A 17,939-nucleotide genomic window follows, 5' to 3' on the forward strand; every position below is an offset into this window, starting at 1 on the left:
GAACTTGCGTTAGAATACAAGCTCTCTTTAAAAGAAATAACGTAATTGAGATACTTATATATTAACAATTTTTTTCTTCTAATTCCATATGTCTTATGTTGAGAAATAAATGATAAGGGGCTTAATAAAACTAAAAATGAATTATTGACATAATATTTCGACGATAATATAATAAATCTCGAATTCAAGATAACTTGTAAAGGATTGGTAATTATGAGTGTGATTAATGATGAGAGCTTATCTTTAAAGTTATTTGTTACATTATCAAGGGCAGCACAGGCAATTACTAAGCGTATTGAAGAGGATATAAAAAGTTATGGACTTAATCCAACTGAATTTGCAGTGCTTGAGCTACTATATAGTAAAGGCGATCAGCCTATACAAAAAATTGGAGTGAAAATATTACTTGCAAGTAGTAGTATCACGTATGTAGTGGATAAGTTGGAAAAGAAGAGGTTCTTAATACGAAAACCATGTCCAAAAGACCGCCGTGTCACGTATGCGTCAATTACTTCAGATGGTATTCAGTTAATGGATAGTATTTTTCCTCAGCATAAAGAGGCGATTCGGCATATATTTGGTGGTTTGAACTATATTGAGAAAAAAATGATAATCGAAAAGTTGAAAAAATTAGGGTATTATGCACTAGAATTATAAAATTTTAGAAATATATCTCGAATTAGTAATATCCTAATTAAATATAAATTAAATAAATAGGAGGAAAAATTAATAAGTGGTAGTAAATGTATTATAATACAAAATGAATAAATCGTATAATTTCAATTAGTACAGTAGGGAATAAAGTTGTTATATTAACGTATACATATCGTCCTTTTCATTATAAATCTTTCATAAAGCGGAGAGTGGGTATCAAGAATGGAATTACGTCATTTAGAGTATTTTATTCAAGTTTGTAATAATAATAGTTTTACTAAAGCTGCGGAAGTTCTAGGTGTTTCACAGCCGACTTTAAGTCAACAAATCCGTGTGTTAGAAGGTGAACTTGATACACCTTTGTTTCATCGAGTTGGAAGAGGTATCAAAATGACAGAAGCGGGTAAGCTGCTATTTGATAAAGGAAAATTTATCATGCAACAATTTGATGACGTTTATAATGAAATTTTTGAATTAAAGGGTGTAAAAAGAGGTGTAATTACTATAGGAGGTTTATTAGAGGATCTCACTTATTTAACACCTTATATTATGAAGTTTCAACAACATTATCCCAACATCGTAGTAAAGATTATAGAATCTGAAGTTGCTGTAAATCAAATCGTTGACAAAAATATTGATTTCGGGATTACACGTAGTGCTCAAATTCCAGACACATTAACAAACACCCTTTTGTATAGTGAAGAGCTCGTCCTTGTCATTCCAAAAAATCATCCTTTGAATGAAAAATCATTTGTTTCTTTTCGAGAATTAGTAGGGCTGAGTAGAATAATGGTTTCATGTAGTTGTCGTGAATCTATTAAAATATATTGTGAGAGTTTAGGGTTATCTTTATCTGAAGCAAATATAGAAACAAAATCTTCTATTTCTCTATTGAGCCTTGTATACAATGGACATGGGGTTGCCATAATACCTCGTTCACTGGTTAACTTTGTTAATAATGATACTTTGAGCATAGTTCGTATTACTGATCCAACACCAAGTCAAGGTATTAATCTTATTCACTTTGATGATAAATTTTTAAGTTTTGCAGCACGTATCTTTATGCAGAAGTTAAATGATTCTCAAAAAGTATCAGTGTAATAGAAATAATAATGATTTTAGTGTAACAATTGAAAAATTAAGATCTATATTAAAGTCAAAGGGCAGTGGATTTATATGTGTGGTGTAGTCGATCAAAAGGGGATACCATTGACTTTTAATTAAGGAAAAAAGGAAAGACTTTGCAAGGAGAGAAGGTTATCAAAAACAAGTTAAGTTAATCAATCAATTCTTTGGTCTTATCGTATAGTAACAGATTCCATAAGGGATATACACTGCTATTTTGAATTTATATATCCTTATTGTAGAAAGAAAACCACCGGCATTATACCGGTGGTTTTGATTTAGAAAGCAAAGCAAGTACAACCAATACCCCATTTAGTTCCATCTTTTCCTATTACGGTATGAGTGTGTTGATGGAGAGGGTTACTGCAACTATGTAACTTGTTATCATGGGCATCGTGAGAAAGTATAGTGTTGGCTAGGTTAGCACCGCCATAACCATAAACTCCCGTCGGTGACCAGTCAGGTGATGCTGGCGGCAATTCAGGTGATAAATTTTTAAATTCATCATTTCCATACACAACCTGTCCGCCCATAATTGTGAGTAATGATTCAAGGTTTTTGATTTCTTCTTCTGGCACAGTAAAGTAGTCAGCAGACAATACAGCAAGATCAGCAAACTGACCTACTGCAAGGGTTCCTTTTTTACCTTCATCACCAGAGAACCACGCACTTCCTTTTGAATATAATTCCAGGGCTACTTTTCTATCCAGTTTATTTTTTTCATCGTATATCGAAAGTCCACCAATGGTTTTTCCGGCAACCATCCAATAAAGAGCGACCCAAGGGTTATAGCTGGAAACTCTAGTTGCATCACTACCGGCGCCAACAGGTATACCAAGGTCTAACATACGATAAATCGGAGGAGTACGCTTTGCAGCTTCCTTTCCGTATAAATCAACAAAGTATTCACCTTGAAAAGCCATGCGGTCTTGGATGGCAATACCGCCATTTAAAGCCTTAACACGTTCCATGCTACGATCTGAGATTGTTTCTGCATGATCAAACCACCATCGTAGACCATTAAAAGGAATTTCACTGTTAACTTCCTCGAATACATTTAAGAAACGTGTGATTGACTCATCATAAGTTGCATGTAAACGGAAGGGCCAACGGTTTTCCACCAATAGAGAAATTACTTTCTTTAAGTCAGCTTCCATCATCGTAGCTAGTTCAGGCCGTGGCATTTGAAATTTTTCAAAATCGGCTGCTGAGAATACTAACATCTCTCCGGCACCATTCATTTTATACTTATCAGTTCCTTGACCTGGAGAAACAATTTTTGCCCATGAAGCAAAGTCTTCATATTCATGATTTGGATTCTGCGTAAATAGATTATAAGCAATACGCAAAGTTAATTGTTCCTTCTCGGCTAAATGTTCAACAACTTTGTAATCATCAGGATAATTTTGGAATCCACCACCTGCGTCAATAGCACTTGTAATACCTAATCTATTTAATTCGCGCATAAAATGGCGAGTTGAATTAATCTGGTCGTCAAAATTAAGTGCTGGTGCTTTACCCAAACTTGAATAAAGAATAGAAGCGTTAGGATTCGCAATTAAAAGGCCTGTTGGATTACCTCGTTTATCCCGCTCAATTAAGCAGCCTGGAGGGTCTGGTGTATCTTTTGTATATCCCAGTGCATGCAGCCCAGCACGATTTACAAGTGCTCTATCGTAAAGATGTAGCACAAATACAGGAGTGTCTTCAGAAACGGCATTAATTTCTTCCAAAGTTGGCAACCGTCTCTCTTTAAATTGAAATTCAGACCAACCTCCAACTACCCTTACCCACTGAGGAGCAGGTGTACGCCTTGCCTGTTCTTTGAGCATTTCTAGAGCAATAAAAAGTGATGGCACGCCTTCCCAACGTAATTCCATATTATAATGCAGACCACCACGAATAACGTGTATATGAGAGTCATTCAGGCCTGGAATAGCTCTCTTTCTTTTAAGGTCTATTTTCTTTGTTTTTTCCGTGGCACTATTAAGAAGCTCATCTCCACCTACTGCAGTGACTAAACCATCAGTTATGGCGATAGCAGATACCTCAGGCTGAGAAGGGTCAAGGGTAGTAATTTTTCCGTTATATAAGATCATATCCGGTAAATTCATGTTCACACCTCGTCTACTTTCTATTATTTTGTAACCATGGATGAAATAATTTACCGAAAATCGGCATGACTACCCATGATAGCAAGGACACTATACATACTGAAACAAAAAAGGCCGATATAATAGGATTCATATGTTTTATAATAGGTCCTATCACTTTAGGAACTAACATGCTAAGAGGCCATACACCCAAAAGGGTAACGATAGACATTTTCCATTTTGGCGGTGGAACTGGCGTTTTCGGAGTAACAAACCAATAAGCCAAACTACTTTCAGTTTTGTAACTCGGATTAGTAACTTGAAATTGTTCTGCCGTTTTTAACAAATCCCGGCGAATGTCTGATTCTTGCCAAGCACGTAGATGCTCATACGTATCAAAGCGAAAAATAACAGTATACTCTCTCGATTCGTTATTTGGGACTATTAGATTTACACCTAAATGCCCTGGGAATTTAGTAGCGGCAGCTTCGATTTCATGTCTCCATGTTTCAAACTGTTTTTCTTTACCTTGTTGAATTTCCCATGTAACAATCGTTGTTACTGGATCAGCAGCATCCATCGTGTTCCCTGTATAAGTCTCTTCGACAGCTACTCCTTCTTGTTTCATATTTTCCTGCTTGGAAGCGCGCCGTGCACCATAGTATATGCGTATTCTACTCCTTGACCATAAGCGCCAGTGTGCTCCTTTACAATTTCCATTACAGCATCATAAGTGTCTTTGTGTGCCCAGTCACGTTGGTATTCAAGTAAAACTTGAATTGCTGTCACTGGAATTGCACCAGCTTGTTCTACACGACGCATAGCAGCGTTATGTGCTGTCAGACTAGTACCACCTGAAGCATCATCAACTGCATACACTTCATAGCCAGCTTTCATTGCTTCAAGCACAGGGAATGCAAGGCAAACTTCAGTCCAAAGTGCTGCAAATATTAATTTCTTTCTACCTGTTGCTTTAACTGCTTCAACAAATTTTGGATCTTCCCAAGAGTTCATTGAACTGCGTTCTATAATTTCATGGTTTGGGAATATATCAAGAATTTGTGGCCAAAAATAACCAGAAAAGCTGCGTGTCTCAACTGTAGTAAGAATAGTAGGTACGTTAAAAGTTTTTGCTGATTTAGCAAGTAGCATAACGTTATTAATCAATGTTTGTCTATCAATACTTGCAACTCCAAAAGTCATTTGAGGTTGAAAATCAATTAAAATTAAGGCACTGTTCTCCGGATTTAACAATTCTAAATTACTCATAATAAAACGCTCCTTTTTCAATTGTTTATTGAAAGTAATGTATCTTCTGTCAATTGAAGCTCTACTATACTTTTTAATTTAAATTTAGTGCTGATTTAATCAGCACTAAATTTATACTATCTACTTTAAAAAAGGTGATTTAAAGCTATTTACTTGAGATACATTTATGCATTTTGTTTACTAAGATCTCGCTGAGCTCCTCTATAGCTTCCAATTATATTTTGATAGCCTGGAAGATTGCTAGCAAGCAAATTGCCAAAACCTTCGACATCGTTGCGCCAATCGCGTTGTAATTCGCAAGCTACGCTAAACCAGTTCATAAGTTGCACGCCACTATGTGCCATACGTGTATTGGCAGCATCTGCAACTTGTTTACTGAAAGTTCCTGAAGCATCAGTAACAGCAAATACTTCATATCCAGCTTTTATAGCGGAAAGTGCAGGGAAAGCAACACAAACGTCCGTAACTACGCCCGCGATGATAAGTTGCTTTTTTCCAGTTTCTTCGATTGCTTTTACAAAATCATCATTATCCCATGCGTTAATTTGTCCAGGTCGAGCTATTTTTGGTGCATGAGGAAAGAGATCAACCAATTCTTGCATTAAAGGTCCGTTAGGCCCGTTTTCAAAACTTGTTGTTAAAATAACTGGTAAATCAAAAAACTTAGCAGTATGAGCAAGAGCTAAAACATTGTTCTTGAATTCATCAACACCATAGTCACGTACTAGTCCGGACATAAGACCAGTTTGATGATCTACTAAAAGCACGACAGCATCGTCTTTGTTAATACGAGAATAGAGATCAGTCATTATGTATTCCTCCTAAAAATTAAGTAATCGAAGAAAGTTTAAATAGTCGAATACTATCATAAGTTTCTTCGTTTATAACTAAGCTGACCAATAATATTGGTTATAGCAGCATTCATAGAACATGAAGTGCTATACAAATTTATAGTATTTGAAAACTGATTCGTTAATCAATTCTAAATTATCTATAATTCGTATAGGTCGTAACTATAGTTGTTTTCACTACAAAATAGATTGGTTTTACCTATACATCCTATAGATAGAACAATATTGATAGTCACCTATTTTTGTTATTATAATTGAATATGAGGAATGTTCAGAAATTATCTTATGGTGAAAAAGGTATTAGAGGAGGAATTGTCCAAAAGGAGAAAATGAATTCTTTGGAATAATAGAGTTTCATACTTAGAGTTCACAACATAAACGTGTATGAATAGGTTATGAGATTCATCTGGATTATTGAAAAAAAGGATACATATTAGAATATTTTTTGGAGGTAGAAGCATGGCTAAAATTACTGTAGGAACTGAAAATCAAGAACCAATTGAGATATATTATGAGGATCATGGCACAGGAAACCCAGTTGTACTAATTCATGGTTGGCCGTTAAGTGGTCGATCTTGGGAATACCAAGTTCCAGCTCTTGTTGAGGCTGGATACAGAGTTATAACATATGATCGTCGAGGATTTGGAAAATCATCTCAGCCATGGGAAGGGTATGAATATGATACCTTTACTTCTGATTTACATCAACTATTAGAACATTTAGAGCTTCAAAATGTCACACTTGTTGGTTTTTCTATGGGTGGAGGCGAAGTAGCCCGGTATATTAGTACGTATGGAACAGATCGTATTGAAAAGGCTGTTTTTGCTGGAGCAGTTCCTCCATATTTATACAAATCAGAGGATCATCCTGAAGGGGCATTAGATGATGCAACAATTGAAGCATTCAAAAGTGGTGTGATTAATGACCGACTTGCATTTCTTGATGAATTTACTAAGGGATTTTTCGCGGCTGGTAATCGAACAGATTTAGTTAGTGAGCCATTCCGTTTATATAATTGGGATATTGCAGCCAGTGCATCACCTAAAGGAACACTTGATTGTATTACCGCCTTTAGTAAGACAGATTTTAGAAAAGACTTGGAGAAGTTTAATATACCTACTCTTATTATTCACGGTGATTCTGATGCAACTGTACCATATGAATATAGTGGGAAATTAACACATGAAGCAATTCCTAATTCTAAAGTAGCCTTAATAAAGGGTGGTCCACATGGGCTAAATGCAACGCATGCTAAAGAATTTAATGAAGCACTCCTACTATTTTTAAATGACTGATTACAACTATATAATTGTTAATTAATAAATTATAAACAAGTAAAAAATAAAGTTTTATAAAAGATGCTCTTGGATAAATCCAGGAGCATTTTTTAAATGGTGATATTGAGATGTTAGGTTGATAAATCTCCATTAATTTTGGATTGAATACTCTTCTTAACAGCTAAAATATATTGATTAGAGTTTTTTAGATTTCTTAGAAGTATTGTTATATTACTATCAAGATAATATTTTGAATAATCCTCAAAACAAAGAAATATACATTTTTCTGAGGAAGAAATATCTTGTCAGAAAACAATAAAATCTTATTAATTTTTATAATTGGTAGAATTTTTGTGGAAATAATTCTCTTAATATATTAAAATAACATCGTATTATGTCAGATTTTAATTAGGGGAGAGAAATTTTATGTTGAAAAAAATCATTCCAGTTGCTTTAGCATTAAGTACAGTTACTTTTACTAGTGTATTTGCTGTGCCTTCAATCCAAGCAAGTACAGAACAAAACCGCTACATAGATGTACAAATGCTCGGTATTAACGATTTTCATGGGCAACTAGACACTGTAAAAAAAATTAACAATAAAGATGCAGGGGGAATTGAGTACTTAGGGGCTTATTTACGTGATCGTGAAAAACAAAATCCGAATACATTAAAGGTACATGCTGGCGATGTTGTTGGAGCAAGTACTCCTGTTTCAGCATTATTACAAGACGAACCTACGATTGAATTTCTAAATGATTTGAAATTCGATGTTGGAACGATAGGAAATCATGAATTTGATGAAGGTGTTGAAGAAATGAATCGCCTTATTTATGGTGGATACCATGAGAAAACAGGTAATTTTAAAGGAGCAAAATTCCCATATGTTGCTGCAAATTTCTATAATAAATCCACCGGTCGTTTATTTTTACCACCATTCACTATAAAAAAGGTACAAGGAGTTCCTGTTGGATTTATCGGAGTCGTAACAACGGATCTTCCTAACCTTGTTATGCCTACTATGCTAAAGAATGTAGAAATTACAGATGAAGTTGAAGCTATTAACAAATCCGTAAAGCAATTAAAAAAACTAGGCGTTAAATCTATCGTTGTTCTTGCACATAACGGAGGTATAACAGATGGGAACGGCGTAACAAATGGTGATATTGTCCGATTAGCAAATGAGACTGATCCAGAAGTCGATGTTATTTTTGGTGGCCATAGCCACACTTATGTAAATGGAACTGTTAATAATAAACTAGTCGTACAAGCAAATTCATATGGTATGGCTTTTGCTGATGTTGATGTAAAGATTGATCGTAAAACACAAGATATTGTTGAGAAAAAAGCAGAAATTGTTACAACTTACCATGAAGGCATGGAGCCTGATAAAAGAATCAAGAAGAAGATGGAGAAATATCAAGCAAAAATCGCACCTCTTGTTAATGAAATTGTAGGTAAGTCTATTGCTCCACTAGATCGTAAACTCAATACGGCTGGTGAATCTACTCTCGGAAATTTAGTTGCTGATGCTCAGCGTGCAACAATGCAATCCCAAATTGCACTTATGAATCCTGGTGGTATTCGTAATGACTTAGATGCTGGTGATATTACATGGGGAGAGATATATGGTATTCAACCATTCGGAAATCAATTAATAAAAGTAAATTTAACAGGTCAAGACATTCGTGATATTTTAAATCAACAATGGCAAAAAGACATAACAAGAATGCTTCAAATTTCAGGAATCCAATACACTTGGGATGCGAACAAGCCTAACGGAGAAAAAGTAACAAGTATTCGCTTAACAAATGGAGAAGAAATTATTCCTTCTAAAACTTATAGCGTCGTTGCTAACGCATTTCTAGCTTCAGGTGGAGATGGATTTGTATCCTTTAAAAACGGTAAAGATGCTGAAACAGGACCAACTGATTTTGAAGCATTAGTAGATTATATAAAAAAATCAAAAGAACCAATTCAGTCTATTATTGATGGAAGAATTCAAAAGATAAATTAGTTTTTTATTAATCTCAAAAACAACTAGATTATCTGTGCGCTATACTCTTTAGTGTGCAGGTAATCTATTTTTTTGATTTGAAATAGTCTAACTGTGGCCAATGGGTATACCGTCTAGATGCAGAGTGCCGAAAAAATGAAGTGAACAAAAAATAACCCCTAAATTAACTCTATGATAAAGAGACTACAAACAATCAAAATTTGGAACTTCATATTAACCATATATTAACTACGTTAATAATACATACTGAAATTGAATACTTTAGATAACATCATCTATAACGAATATCTGCACATTATAATGTTATGCAATGAGGAATTTACAATACAATGAATTGAAGCTTATTTAGTTTTATATTCGTATAAGTGAATTAAGAATTTCTTAAGAACCTATTAAGAAATAAGTGAGTTTTAGGAACTAGAATAAATGTATCTTAACAGTAATAAGAAAATGAATGTTTTAAACGGAAATTGGCAGAGTATGTAAAAAAGCTATAAGTAAATATTTCAGGAGGTTTTTTATGAAAAAGAAAATAATTATTGCAATTGTTGCTTCTGCTATAACAATGACTCATTTTGTAGGAAATACTTATGCAGATTCGAAAACAGAGGTTTCTGTTACAGCTCCCTACAATACAAATCAAATAGCGAAATGGTTAGAAGCACATGCAAAGCCTTTAAAAACAACTAATCCAACTGCATCTCTTAATGATTTGAAACCACTTAAGAATATGGTAGGTTCAGCTTCAATTGTAGGTTTAGGTGAAGCTACGCATGGGGCTCATGAAGTTTTTACAATGAAACACCGCATTGTTAAGTATTTAGTATCTGAAAAGGGCTTTACCAATCTAGTTTTAGAAGAGGGATGGGACAGGGCCTTGGAACTTGATCGATATGTTCTTACTGGTAAGGGAAACCCAAGCCAACATCTAACACCTGTATTTAAGACGAAAGAAATGCTAGATTTACTTGATTGGATTCGGCAATATAATGCTAATCCAAAACATAAATCGAAAGTACGTGTCATCGGGATGGACATTCAATCAGTAAACAAAAATGTTTATAATAATATAATAGAATATATTAAAGCAAACAACTCAAAACTGTTGCCTAGAGTAGAAGAGAAGATAAAAGGGCTTATTCCTGTAACAAAGGATATGAATACTTTTGAAAGCCTTACGAAAGAAGAAAAAGAAAAGTATGTTTTAGATGCTAAACAAATTAGTGCTTTATTAGAGGAAAATAAAAGCTATTTAAATGGGAAATCTAAAGAGTTTGCATGGATAAAGCAAAATGCTCGTATTATTGAACAGTTTACTACAATGTTAGCGACACCTCCTGATAAACCAGCGGATTTTTATTTGAAACATGATATTGCAATGTATGAAAATGCGAAGTGGACTGAAGAACATTTAGGAAAAACCATTGTATGGGGACATAATGGACACGTTTCGAAAACAAATATGCTTTCTTTTATATACCCTAAAGTAGCAGGGCAGCATTTAGCAGAATATTACGGAAAACGGTACGTATCTATTGGAACGTCAGTTTATGAAGGACAATATAATGTCAAGAATAGCGATGGTGAATTTGGCCCCTATGGAACATTAAAATCGGATGATCCAAACAGTTATAACTACATTTTTGGACAGGTCAAAAAAGATCAATTTTTTATTGATTTACGTAAGGCGAATGGCGTGACAAAAACTTGGTTAAACGAACAACATCCAATTTTCGCTGGAATAACTACCGAAGGGCCTGATATACCAAAAACTGTTGATATATCATTAGGTAAAGCATTTGATATACTTGTTCAAATTCAAAAAGTGAGTCCATCTCAAGTACATCAATAAATTTAGAATCATGTGCCTTAATGACAAATTTCATAGTGTTTCATATAACACAATGAAATTTGTTCTATATAGCAAGAAGAATAATCGCATTAGAAAAAATTAGCAGTTTAACCTGTTAAGAGTAAAACGAATCTTCAATATGTAAAGCGCAAAAACACTGAAGCGAAAAGCATCGGTGTTTTTTGCGCTTTCGGGCACAGATGCTACTTCAATCCTATTGTAGAAGTGATTTTGTATGTAAGGAATTTGTAAGGAATAGGTAAGAAAAAAGAGATTTTCATTGTGTAGGATAAAAATATAAGGAGGCATGAAGGGGGGAACAAGTACGGCCTACATATAAAACAAATAATCAGTAACAAGAGTGTTTTAAGGAAAAGAAGTAATTTCTATGGTTAATATGTATGTGGAAAAAGAGTGATTTAGAGATTGTTAGAACACAATGATGTTTGTGAAAATAATGATTAGTACATTGATTGCAAATTCAGTGTTGACTTTTATCATTGGGAGAGTTGATAGCTGTGTGGTTCGTATATGAGAAAGCTATCAGCCATCAATACAATTTAAATAGAAGAGAGGAATTCTTTATGAAAACACGCAGTAAAATTACATGTGCAAGTCTAGCACTTTTAATAGCTGGAAGTTCCCTGTTATACATAACACCAACATTAATTGTAAAAGCAGAACCTACGCAAAATGTATCTAGTTCGTTACAAACAAGTACGCAAAACGATCGTACTTCTGTTAAGAAAGCAATGCGAGATGAACTGCAACTTGGATACCCGGGAATACTCGCTAAAATTTCTAAGGGGGGTAAAACTTGGAGTTATACAGCTGGGGTAGCGGATCTGAAAACTAAGAAACCAATGAAAGCAGATTTTCGCTTTCGCATTGGCAGTGTGACGAAAACGTTCATTGCAACAGTTCTACTTCAATTATCTGGAGAGAACCGTTTGAATCTAGACGACTCCATTGAAAAATGGTTACCTGGTGTTATTCAAGGAAACGGATATGATGGTAACCAGATTACGATCCGGCAAATATTGAATCATACAAGTGGTATTGCTGACTATATAAATTCAAAAGACTTTGATATTACGGATATAAAAAAATCGTATACGGCTGAAGAATTTGTAAAGATGGGGATTTCACTTCCCCCAGACTTTGCCCCAGGAAAGGGTTGGTCTTATTCAAATACAGGATATGTAATACTAGGAATCCTTATTGAAAAAGTAACAGGAAACAGCTATGCGGAAGAGGTTGAAAATCGGATTATTGAACCGCTTGATTTGTCAAATACATTTCTACCTGGTAATTCAAGCGTGATTCCAGGCACCAAGCATGCCCGTGGCTATTTGCAACTAGACGGAGCGAGTGAGCTAAAAGATGTTACTTATATTAACCCAGGTAGCTCGGATGGAGATATGATTTCTACTGCTGACGACTTAAACAAATTCTTTTCTTGCTTACTAGGTGGCAAATTACTGAAGGAACAGCAGTTAAAACAAATGCTTACTACAGTTCCTACAAATAGAGAGGGAACCGGATATGGTCTTGGAATACTTGAAATTAAGCTTCCGAACGGTGTCTCGGTATGGGGACACAGGGGGGCCGTTCCAGGGTTTTCCACTTTTGCTGGTGGAACACTTGGAGGTAAACATACACTCGCTATCAATTCGAACAGTTTAAACCTTAATAACCCGGAAGTTTTTAAAAACATTTTACTTGCTGAATTTAGAAAGTAGGAAAAACGGATAAATTTTGTCATTTGTAATTTCCATCGGAATGGATTACCGCTTGAAAGAGTATAGAGGGATTAAGTATCTATAATTGTGTAGGAGCAGCATTTGCAAAATTAGAAATTGAAATAGATTCAACCATTAAAGATAATATTAGCAGGAAAAAATTGAGGGACATTAAGGATTTTGTGAAGAAGACTTCAAAAATGAACTGAAATCTAATAAACAACGTAAAAGCTAAAAGATTTTCGCTGTGAGAACATCTCAAAATATTAAATTGATGGTAACTTTGTTGTAGCTCTTTAAACATACCTATATTAAAACCCAAATATCTCAGCATTAAATTGAGAAATTTGGGTTTTTCTAAAGGAATCAATTTTTTAAAAAATTTTTAGAAATTTAAACATAAAGTATTGTATACATGTAAGTATGATTAAAAATGAAAAGTTGTAAATGCTAAATTTAATTAAATACGCCTTACTCTCTTTAACATTGGCCTGAATGAATAGTTTATAGGAGATTACACTGGCTAAAGATGCGATAATTGTTCCAAGCCCTCCAATATTTACTCCTAGTAATAAAGCTTTCCAATCAGAAGTAAAGTTTGATAGAAGAATTGAAGTAGGAAAATTGCTAATCAATTGACTCAAAAATATGGAACTAAAGAAGACTGAAGTATCTCCTTTTAAATTAGCGCGAGCAAATGTCTCCAGTGCATCCGAATGTGAAATGTTTCCGATGAAAATAAAAAAACAGACAAAGGTTATTAGAAGAAAGTAATCGATCTTAAATAGTAAGTTTCTATCTAACGTAAATGCTGCCACCAATGTAACTATTAGCGCAATGTAATAATTAATGACACCAAAAATAGATGCAATGATAGTGATAAGTATTAAAATCCAGACGGTAGCTTTTTTTCGATTTTTCACGGTAATAACAGGTAGTTCTATTTTCAAATCTGTTTTTTGAAGTTTTTGAGTACATATAAATAACAAACTAATTCCAAGTACAGCTAAAAGCAGGATTGAACCTAAAAATGGGATGAGCTTAATTCCATAGTAAGAATATAGGTATAAATTTTGTGGGTTTCCCATAGGCATCAAGCTACTACCGATGTTTGCCGCAATTGTTTGCAGGATGATTGTATCCATCATGTTCATTTGTGTTTTTTTACTAATGACAAGTGTTATTGGTACAAAAGTGAGGAGAGCGACATCATTTGTTACAAACATGGAGCAAATAAAGCATAACAAAATTAGAATAATAGATATTGACCTGCTGTTATTGCATTTATTTAAAATCGCAACAGCAAGTTTGTCTAATATCTTTAGCTGTTCCAAGGCCTTAATGGCCACCATTAGATTAAATAAGCTAATTAACACTTCAAAGTTAATATATTCGATCTTTGGCGAATGTATTAAGCAGCTTACAATTGCTAGTATCAGTGAAATGGTAAGCACTAAATCCTTTTTTAAAAATTCGAATTTCATAAGGAGTCTTTTTTTATTTTGAACGAATACTATTTCTTTCACAATACACCACCTGTAATCTATGTTAGTAAATATACGTTTTTTGGGATAACTCGATATTGCTAGAAAAGACGATGTCATAAGGTCCTAAATAAGAGTTTTGTAATGTTTCATCCTTTCAACAAAATCCTTTTTTCTTAGTGTCTTTCATGTTGTAAATATGTGCAATATAGACGAATCCAACTAGGGGGATTAATTGAGAAAACAAATGTTTTTTGTATGATACCATAAATAAATTAAATGCTTTATTTTTTTAATATTCTTATAATATCCTTATAATATTCTATTGATTCTTGATTTCAAATACTTTATATGAACTTCTAAAAGAGAAAAAGTATGCATGTTTTTATGAAGAAAATAGAGGCTTGTCAAAGGATAGGTAGAACAAAATCTGCGACGTTTGGATACTGTATAAAATTCACAAAATCTCACTGTTTTTTTAGATGAAAAATCTTAAAATATTTTTTGTTTTTATAAAAATCTGTACTTTTTCGTAACATTCTGTACTTTTAATTATAAATTAAAGACAAGCTTCTCTTAGTTAAAGATTGAAAGCGCTTTATAGGTTTTTCGTGAAATTTTTACCTAGCCTATTTTTGAGATTAGTAGTAAGAAAGGAGATATTTCCATGTTCTTAAGAAAATTAACAAAAAACCAGTTAATCACTATTGATTATTATGATTTAAATATAAATCACCGGTAAACGAAACAAACATAATAGTACAACAACATTAGTGGATAAGAATATTAGTTTTGCAGAAGGGGATAGAGCATCGTGTGTATAAATGGAAAGTTTTTAGAAAATTCAGTTTTGAAGTTGCATGTTACGATGTTTGTTTAAACAGGCCAATTCTATTCATATAGAAAATTTTTATCCTTGTTGTATTTGAATATGAATGAGGTATTTATGCCAAGGAATATAGGTGATTTTATATAGATTATGATAGATAAATTTTTGGTATGGAGTGATAATATGGAAAGATTTTTTGTAGAGTTAGTCGGATCAACAAATGATTTTTTATGGTCTAAATTGTTAATTATTATGCTTGTTATTTGCGGAATTTATTTTACATTTAAATTGAATTTTGTACAGTTTCGAATGTTAAAAGAGATGGTCCGTGTATTAATGGAGGGGAAAAGTGGTTCTAAAGATCAAATCTCTCCTTTTCAAGCGTTTTGTATTGGTATGGCAGCCCGCGTTGGAACAGGGAATATCACAGGAATTGCGATTGCAATTGCATTAGGTGGTCCTGGAGCTGTATTTTGGATGTGGATTATTTCTATTATTAGCTCGGCCTCCAGTTTTGTAGAAAGCACATTAGCACAGATATATAAAGTAAAAGATAAAACTGGTTTCCGCGGTGGTCCATCCTATTATATGGAAAAAGGGTTGAATAAACGTTGGATGGGAGTATTATTCTCTATTTTAATCACAATTACTTTTGGTCTTGTATTCAATTCAGTACAATCAAATACAGTTACAATTGCTTTTCAAAACTCATTTGGTACAGATCGTCTAACAGTTGGGATAATCATGGCCATTGCTTTCGCTGCGATTATTTTTGGTGGTGTACAACGTATTGCAAAAATGGCTGAATACAAGGTGGTATTTTTAGCGGTATTATACATTGGAGTTGCATTATTTGTTGTAGTTACCAACATATCAAAAATGCCGGAAGTTCTTTCTCTTATTGTTCAAAACGCATTTGGTTTTAAACAAATAGCAGGCGGTTCAATTGGTGCAGCACTTATGAATGGAGTTAAACGTGGTTTATTTTCAAATGAAGCTGGTATGGGAAGTGCACCAAACGTTGCCGCAACAGCAACAACAAGTCATCCGGTGAAACAAGGACTGATTCAAGCATTTGGTGTATTAACGGATACACTGATCATATGTACTAGCACTGCCTTTATTATTTTGCTGTCTGATGCATATAAACAACCGGGGTTAAATGGTATTGCACTTACACAAGCAGCATTAAGTGAACACATAGGTCCTTGGGCATCGGGTTGTCTTGCTATCTTTGTTTTTTTATTTGGATTTGGTGCGTTAATTGGCAACTATTATTATGGTGAAACAAATATTCGCTTCTTACATACAAGTAAAGTGTGGTTAATGATATACAGAATAAGTGTGTTGGCTATGATTGTATTTGGTTCTGTTGCAAAGATTCAAATTGTATGGGATTTAGCGGACTTATTTATGGGCTTTATGGTTATTATTAATTTAATTGCTATTACCTTACTTTCAAAAGTAGCATTTGCGGCGTTACAAGATTATATAAACCAGAAAAAAGCTGGTAAAGATCCTATTTTTTATAAAGAAAACATTAAAGGGCTTGAAAATATTGAATGTTGGGATAGTTATGAGAAAACTTCAAAAAAGAAAAGTGTGTAATAAGAAGGATATTCAGACTGCAATATGTCTGAATATTTTTCTTGGTTCTAGTGCAAATATTATTGATTATAGTAAAGAAAAAATCATTCTATATAAAGTTAATAGTACGGGGGAATATGATTAAATGATAAAGGATTCTAGCGTTCAAGTTGAGGGTCAAGAAAAAGTTTGCTTAGATCAATGGGTAGCTCATTATCGAACGTATGCAGCTAAGGGACGAAGCGCCAGTTATATTCCTGCTCTGGGGGAAATAAATGTATCGCAGTTAGGTATTTGTATAGTAAAGCCAGATGGAACAATGATAAAATCAGGAGATTGGGAGATACCTTTCACATTACAAAGTATATCAAAAGTAATCGGTTTTATAGCCGCTTGTTTAAGTCGCGGTATTTCTTATGTATTAGAACGAGTTGACGTAGAGCCAACTGGAGATGCCTTTAATTCAATTATTCGTTTAGAGATACATAAACCAGGAAAACCTTTTAATCCTATGATTAATGCTGGAGCAATTACGATAGCTTCACTTTTGCCAGGGACATCGGTGCAAGAAAAATTAGAATCTCTATACGTATTAATTGAAAAAATGATAGAGAAGCGTCCCGCTATTAATGAAATAGTATTTCAATCAGAATGGGAAACGGCTCATCGTAATAGAGCATTAGCATACTATTTAAAGGAGAATGGTTTTCTAGAATCAGATGTGGAGGAGACACTAGAGGTTTACCTAAAACAATGTTCGATTGAAATAAATACAGAAGATATTGCCTTAATAGGGCTTATACTAGCACATGATGGATATCATCCTATTCGCAAAGAACAAGTGCTCCCTAAAGAAGTAGCTAGGTTAACAAAAGCTTTAATGCTAACTTGTGGAATGTACAATGCTTCTGGAAAATTTGCTGCTTTCATTGGATTACCAGCTAAGAGTGGGGTATCGGGCGGAATTATGACACTTGTTCCCTCAAAATCTAGGAAGGATTTATCGTTCCAAGATGGATGTGGTATTGGTATTTACGGACCAGCCATTGATGAATATGGGAATAGTTTACCAGGAATTATGTTGTTAGAACATATTGCAAAAGAATGGGATTTAAGTATATTTTAAAAAGGAGCACAGATATTTTGGTGTTAGAGCGAG

Annotated in this window: 13 protein-coding genes and 1 pseudogene; 9 read left to right on the plus strand and 5 right to left on the minus strand. The window is 34.0% G+C overall.

The features are described 5' to 3' along the window. Positions 1-213: 213 nt before the first annotated feature. Both HMAS_RS08710 and HMAS_RS08715 read left to right on the plus strand, forming a co-directional pair. Positions 214-657 carry a MarR family winged helix-turn-helix transcriptional regulator gene (locus HMAS_RS08710; protein ID WP_000111432.1) on the plus strand — a complete coding sequence of 148 codons (444 nt, stop codon included), beginning with the start codon at positions 214-216 and terminating at the stop codon, positions 655-657. Positions 658-876: 219 nt separating this feature from the next. Next, the gene (locus HMAS_RS08715) at positions 877-1,755 is read left to right on the plus strand and encodes a LysR family transcriptional regulator (protein WP_000423214.1); all 879 of its coding nucleotides are present in this window, start codon (positions 877-879) and stop codon (positions 1,753-1,755) included. A gap of 302 nt (positions 1,756-2,057) precedes the next feature. Here the strand turns inward: HMAS_RS08715 and HMAS_RS08720 are convergent, their stop codons facing one another. The 4 genes from HMAS_RS08720 to ycaC all read right to left on the minus strand — a co-directional run bounded on the left by HMAS_RS08720 (position 2,058) and on the right by ycaC (position 5,950). Continuing rightward, complete coding sequence (locus HMAS_RS08720; RefSeq protein WP_001052852.1) at positions 2,058-3,893, minus strand: amidohydrolase; 1,836 nt, start codon at positions 3,891-3,893, stop codon at positions 2,058-2,060. A 13-nt stretch (positions 3,894-3,906) separates the two neighbouring features. Then, entirely contained in the window at positions 3,907-4,500 is a 594-nt protein-coding gene (locus HMAS_RS08725; protein WP_000806850.1) for an antibiotic biosynthesis monooxygenase, read from the minus strand. Beyond that, a complete protein-coding gene (locus HMAS_RS08730) occupies positions 4,497-5,141 on the minus strand; it encodes a hydrolase (RefSeq protein WP_000067163.1) in 645 nt (214 codons plus the stop codon). Before HMAS_RS08730 ends, HMAS_RS08725 begins: the two co-directional genes overlap by 4 nt. A gap of 164 nt (positions 5,142-5,305) precedes the next feature. Continuing rightward, positions 5,306-5,950 carry an isochorismate family cysteine hydrolase YcaC gene (gene ycaC, locus HMAS_RS08735; RefSeq protein ID WP_000131214.1) on the minus strand — a complete coding sequence of 215 codons (645 nt, stop codon included), beginning with the start codon at positions 5,948-5,950 and terminating at the stop codon, positions 5,306-5,308. Positions 5,951-6,451: 501 nt separating this feature from the next. On the opposite strand from ycaC, the gene HMAS_RS08740 reads away from it, so the two are divergent. From HMAS_RS08740 to HMAS_RS08765, 5 genes and pseudogenes are all read left to right on the plus strand, one after another. Continuing rightward, positions 6,452-7,288 (plus strand): bromoperoxidase, encoded by an 837-nt coding sequence (locus HMAS_RS08740; RefSeq protein WP_046392865.1) that lies wholly within the window; start codon positions 6,452-6,454, stop codon positions 7,286-7,288. A gap of 408 nt (positions 7,289-7,696) precedes the next feature. Further along, positions 7,697-9,286 (plus strand): bifunctional metallophosphatase/5'-nucleotidase, encoded by a 1,590-nt coding sequence (locus HMAS_RS08745; RefSeq protein WP_061112985.1) that lies wholly within the window; start codon positions 7,697-7,699, stop codon positions 9,284-9,286. Positions 9,287-9,806: 520 nt separating this feature from the next. After that, positions 9,807-11,138 carry an erythromycin esterase family protein gene (locus HMAS_RS08750; protein ID WP_069604024.1) on the plus strand — a complete coding sequence of 444 codons (1,332 nt, stop codon included), beginning with the start codon at positions 9,807-9,809 and terminating at the stop codon, positions 11,136-11,138. Positions 11,139-11,722: 584 nt separating this feature from the next. Then, complete coding sequence (locus tag HMAS_RS08760; RefSeq protein WP_025708579.1) at positions 11,723-12,880, plus strand: serine hydrolase domain-containing protein; 1,158 nt, start codon at positions 11,723-11,725, stop codon at positions 12,878-12,880. 110 nt (positions 12,881-12,990) lie between these two features. Further along, a pseudogene (locus HMAS_RS08765) lies at positions 12,991-13,089 on the plus strand (cytochrome); the annotation flags it as partial. 165 nt (positions 13,090-13,254) lie between these two features. Here the strand turns inward: HMAS_RS08765 and HMAS_RS08770 are convergent. Further along, entirely contained in the window at positions 13,255-14,406 is a 1,152-nt protein-coding gene (locus HMAS_RS08770) for an anion transporter (RefSeq protein ID WP_016122788.1), read from the minus strand. Positions 14,407-15,376: 970 nt separating this feature from the next. Here HMAS_RS08770 and HMAS_RS08775 point away from each other — a divergent pair. Both HMAS_RS08775 and glsA read left to right on the plus strand, forming a co-directional pair. Beyond that, positions 15,377-16,801 carry an alanine/glycine:cation symporter family protein gene (locus HMAS_RS08775; RefSeq protein ID WP_000439283.1) on the plus strand — a complete coding sequence of 475 codons (1,425 nt, stop codon included), beginning with the start codon at positions 15,377-15,379 and terminating at the stop codon, positions 16,799-16,801. Between the two features lie 124 nt (positions 16,802-16,925). Next, on the plus strand, positions 16,926-17,906 hold the full coding sequence (glsA, locus tag HMAS_RS08780) for a glutaminase GlsA (RefSeq protein ID WP_000588656.1): 981 nt from the start codon (positions 16,926-16,928) through the stop codon (positions 17,904-17,906). Positions 17,907-17,939: the final 33 nt, after the last annotated feature.

The organism is Bacillus sp. HMA207, from assembly GCF_003402455.1.
GTDB lineage: Bacteria > Bacillota > Bacilli > Bacillales > Bacillaceae_G > Bacillus_A > Bacillus_A cereus.

Bases quoted from the DNA above. Each gene is read 5' to 3' on its own strand.
- HMAS_RS08710 (WP_000111432.1), top strand. From the start codon at position 214: ATGAGTGTGATTAATGATGAGAGCTTATCTTTAAAGTTATTTGTTACA.
- HMAS_RS08715 (WP_000423214.1), top strand. From the start codon at position 877: ATGGAATTACGTCATTTAGAGTATTTTATTCAAGTTTGTAATAATAAT.
- HMAS_RS08720 (WP_001052852.1), bottom strand. From the start codon at position 3,893: ATGAATTTACCGGATATGATCTTATATAACGGAAAAATTACTACCCTT.
- HMAS_RS08725 (WP_000806850.1), bottom strand. From the start codon at position 4,500: ATGAAACAAGAAGGAGTAGCTGTCGAAGAGACTTATACAGGGAACACG.
- HMAS_RS08730 (WP_000067163.1), bottom strand. From the start codon at position 5,141: ATGAGTAATTTAGAATTGTTAAATCCGGAGAACAGTGCCTTAATTTTA.
- ycaC (WP_000131214.1), bottom strand. From the start codon at position 5,950: ATGACTGATCTCTATTCTCGTATTAACAAAGACGATGCTGTCGTGCTT.
- HMAS_RS08740 (WP_046392865.1), top strand. From the start codon at position 6,452: ATGGCTAAAATTACTGTAGGAACTGAAAATCAAGAACCAATTGAGATA.
- HMAS_RS08745 (WP_061112985.1), top strand. From the start codon at position 7,697: ATGTTGAAAAAAATCATTCCAGTTGCTTTAGCATTAAGTACAGTTACT.
- HMAS_RS08750 (WP_069604024.1), top strand. From the start codon at position 9,807: ATGAAAAAGAAAATAATTATTGCAATTGTTGCTTCTGCTATAACAATG.
- HMAS_RS08760 (WP_025708579.1), top strand. From the start codon at position 11,723: ATGAAAACACGCAGTAAAATTACATGTGCAAGTCTAGCACTTTTAATA.
- HMAS_RS08775 (WP_000439283.1), top strand. From the start codon at position 15,377: ATGGAAAGATTTTTTGTAGAGTTAGTCGGATCAACAAATGATTTTTTA.
- glsA (WP_000588656.1), top strand. From the start codon at position 16,926: ATGATAAAGGATTCTAGCGTTCAAGTTGAGGGTCAAGAAAAAGTTTGC.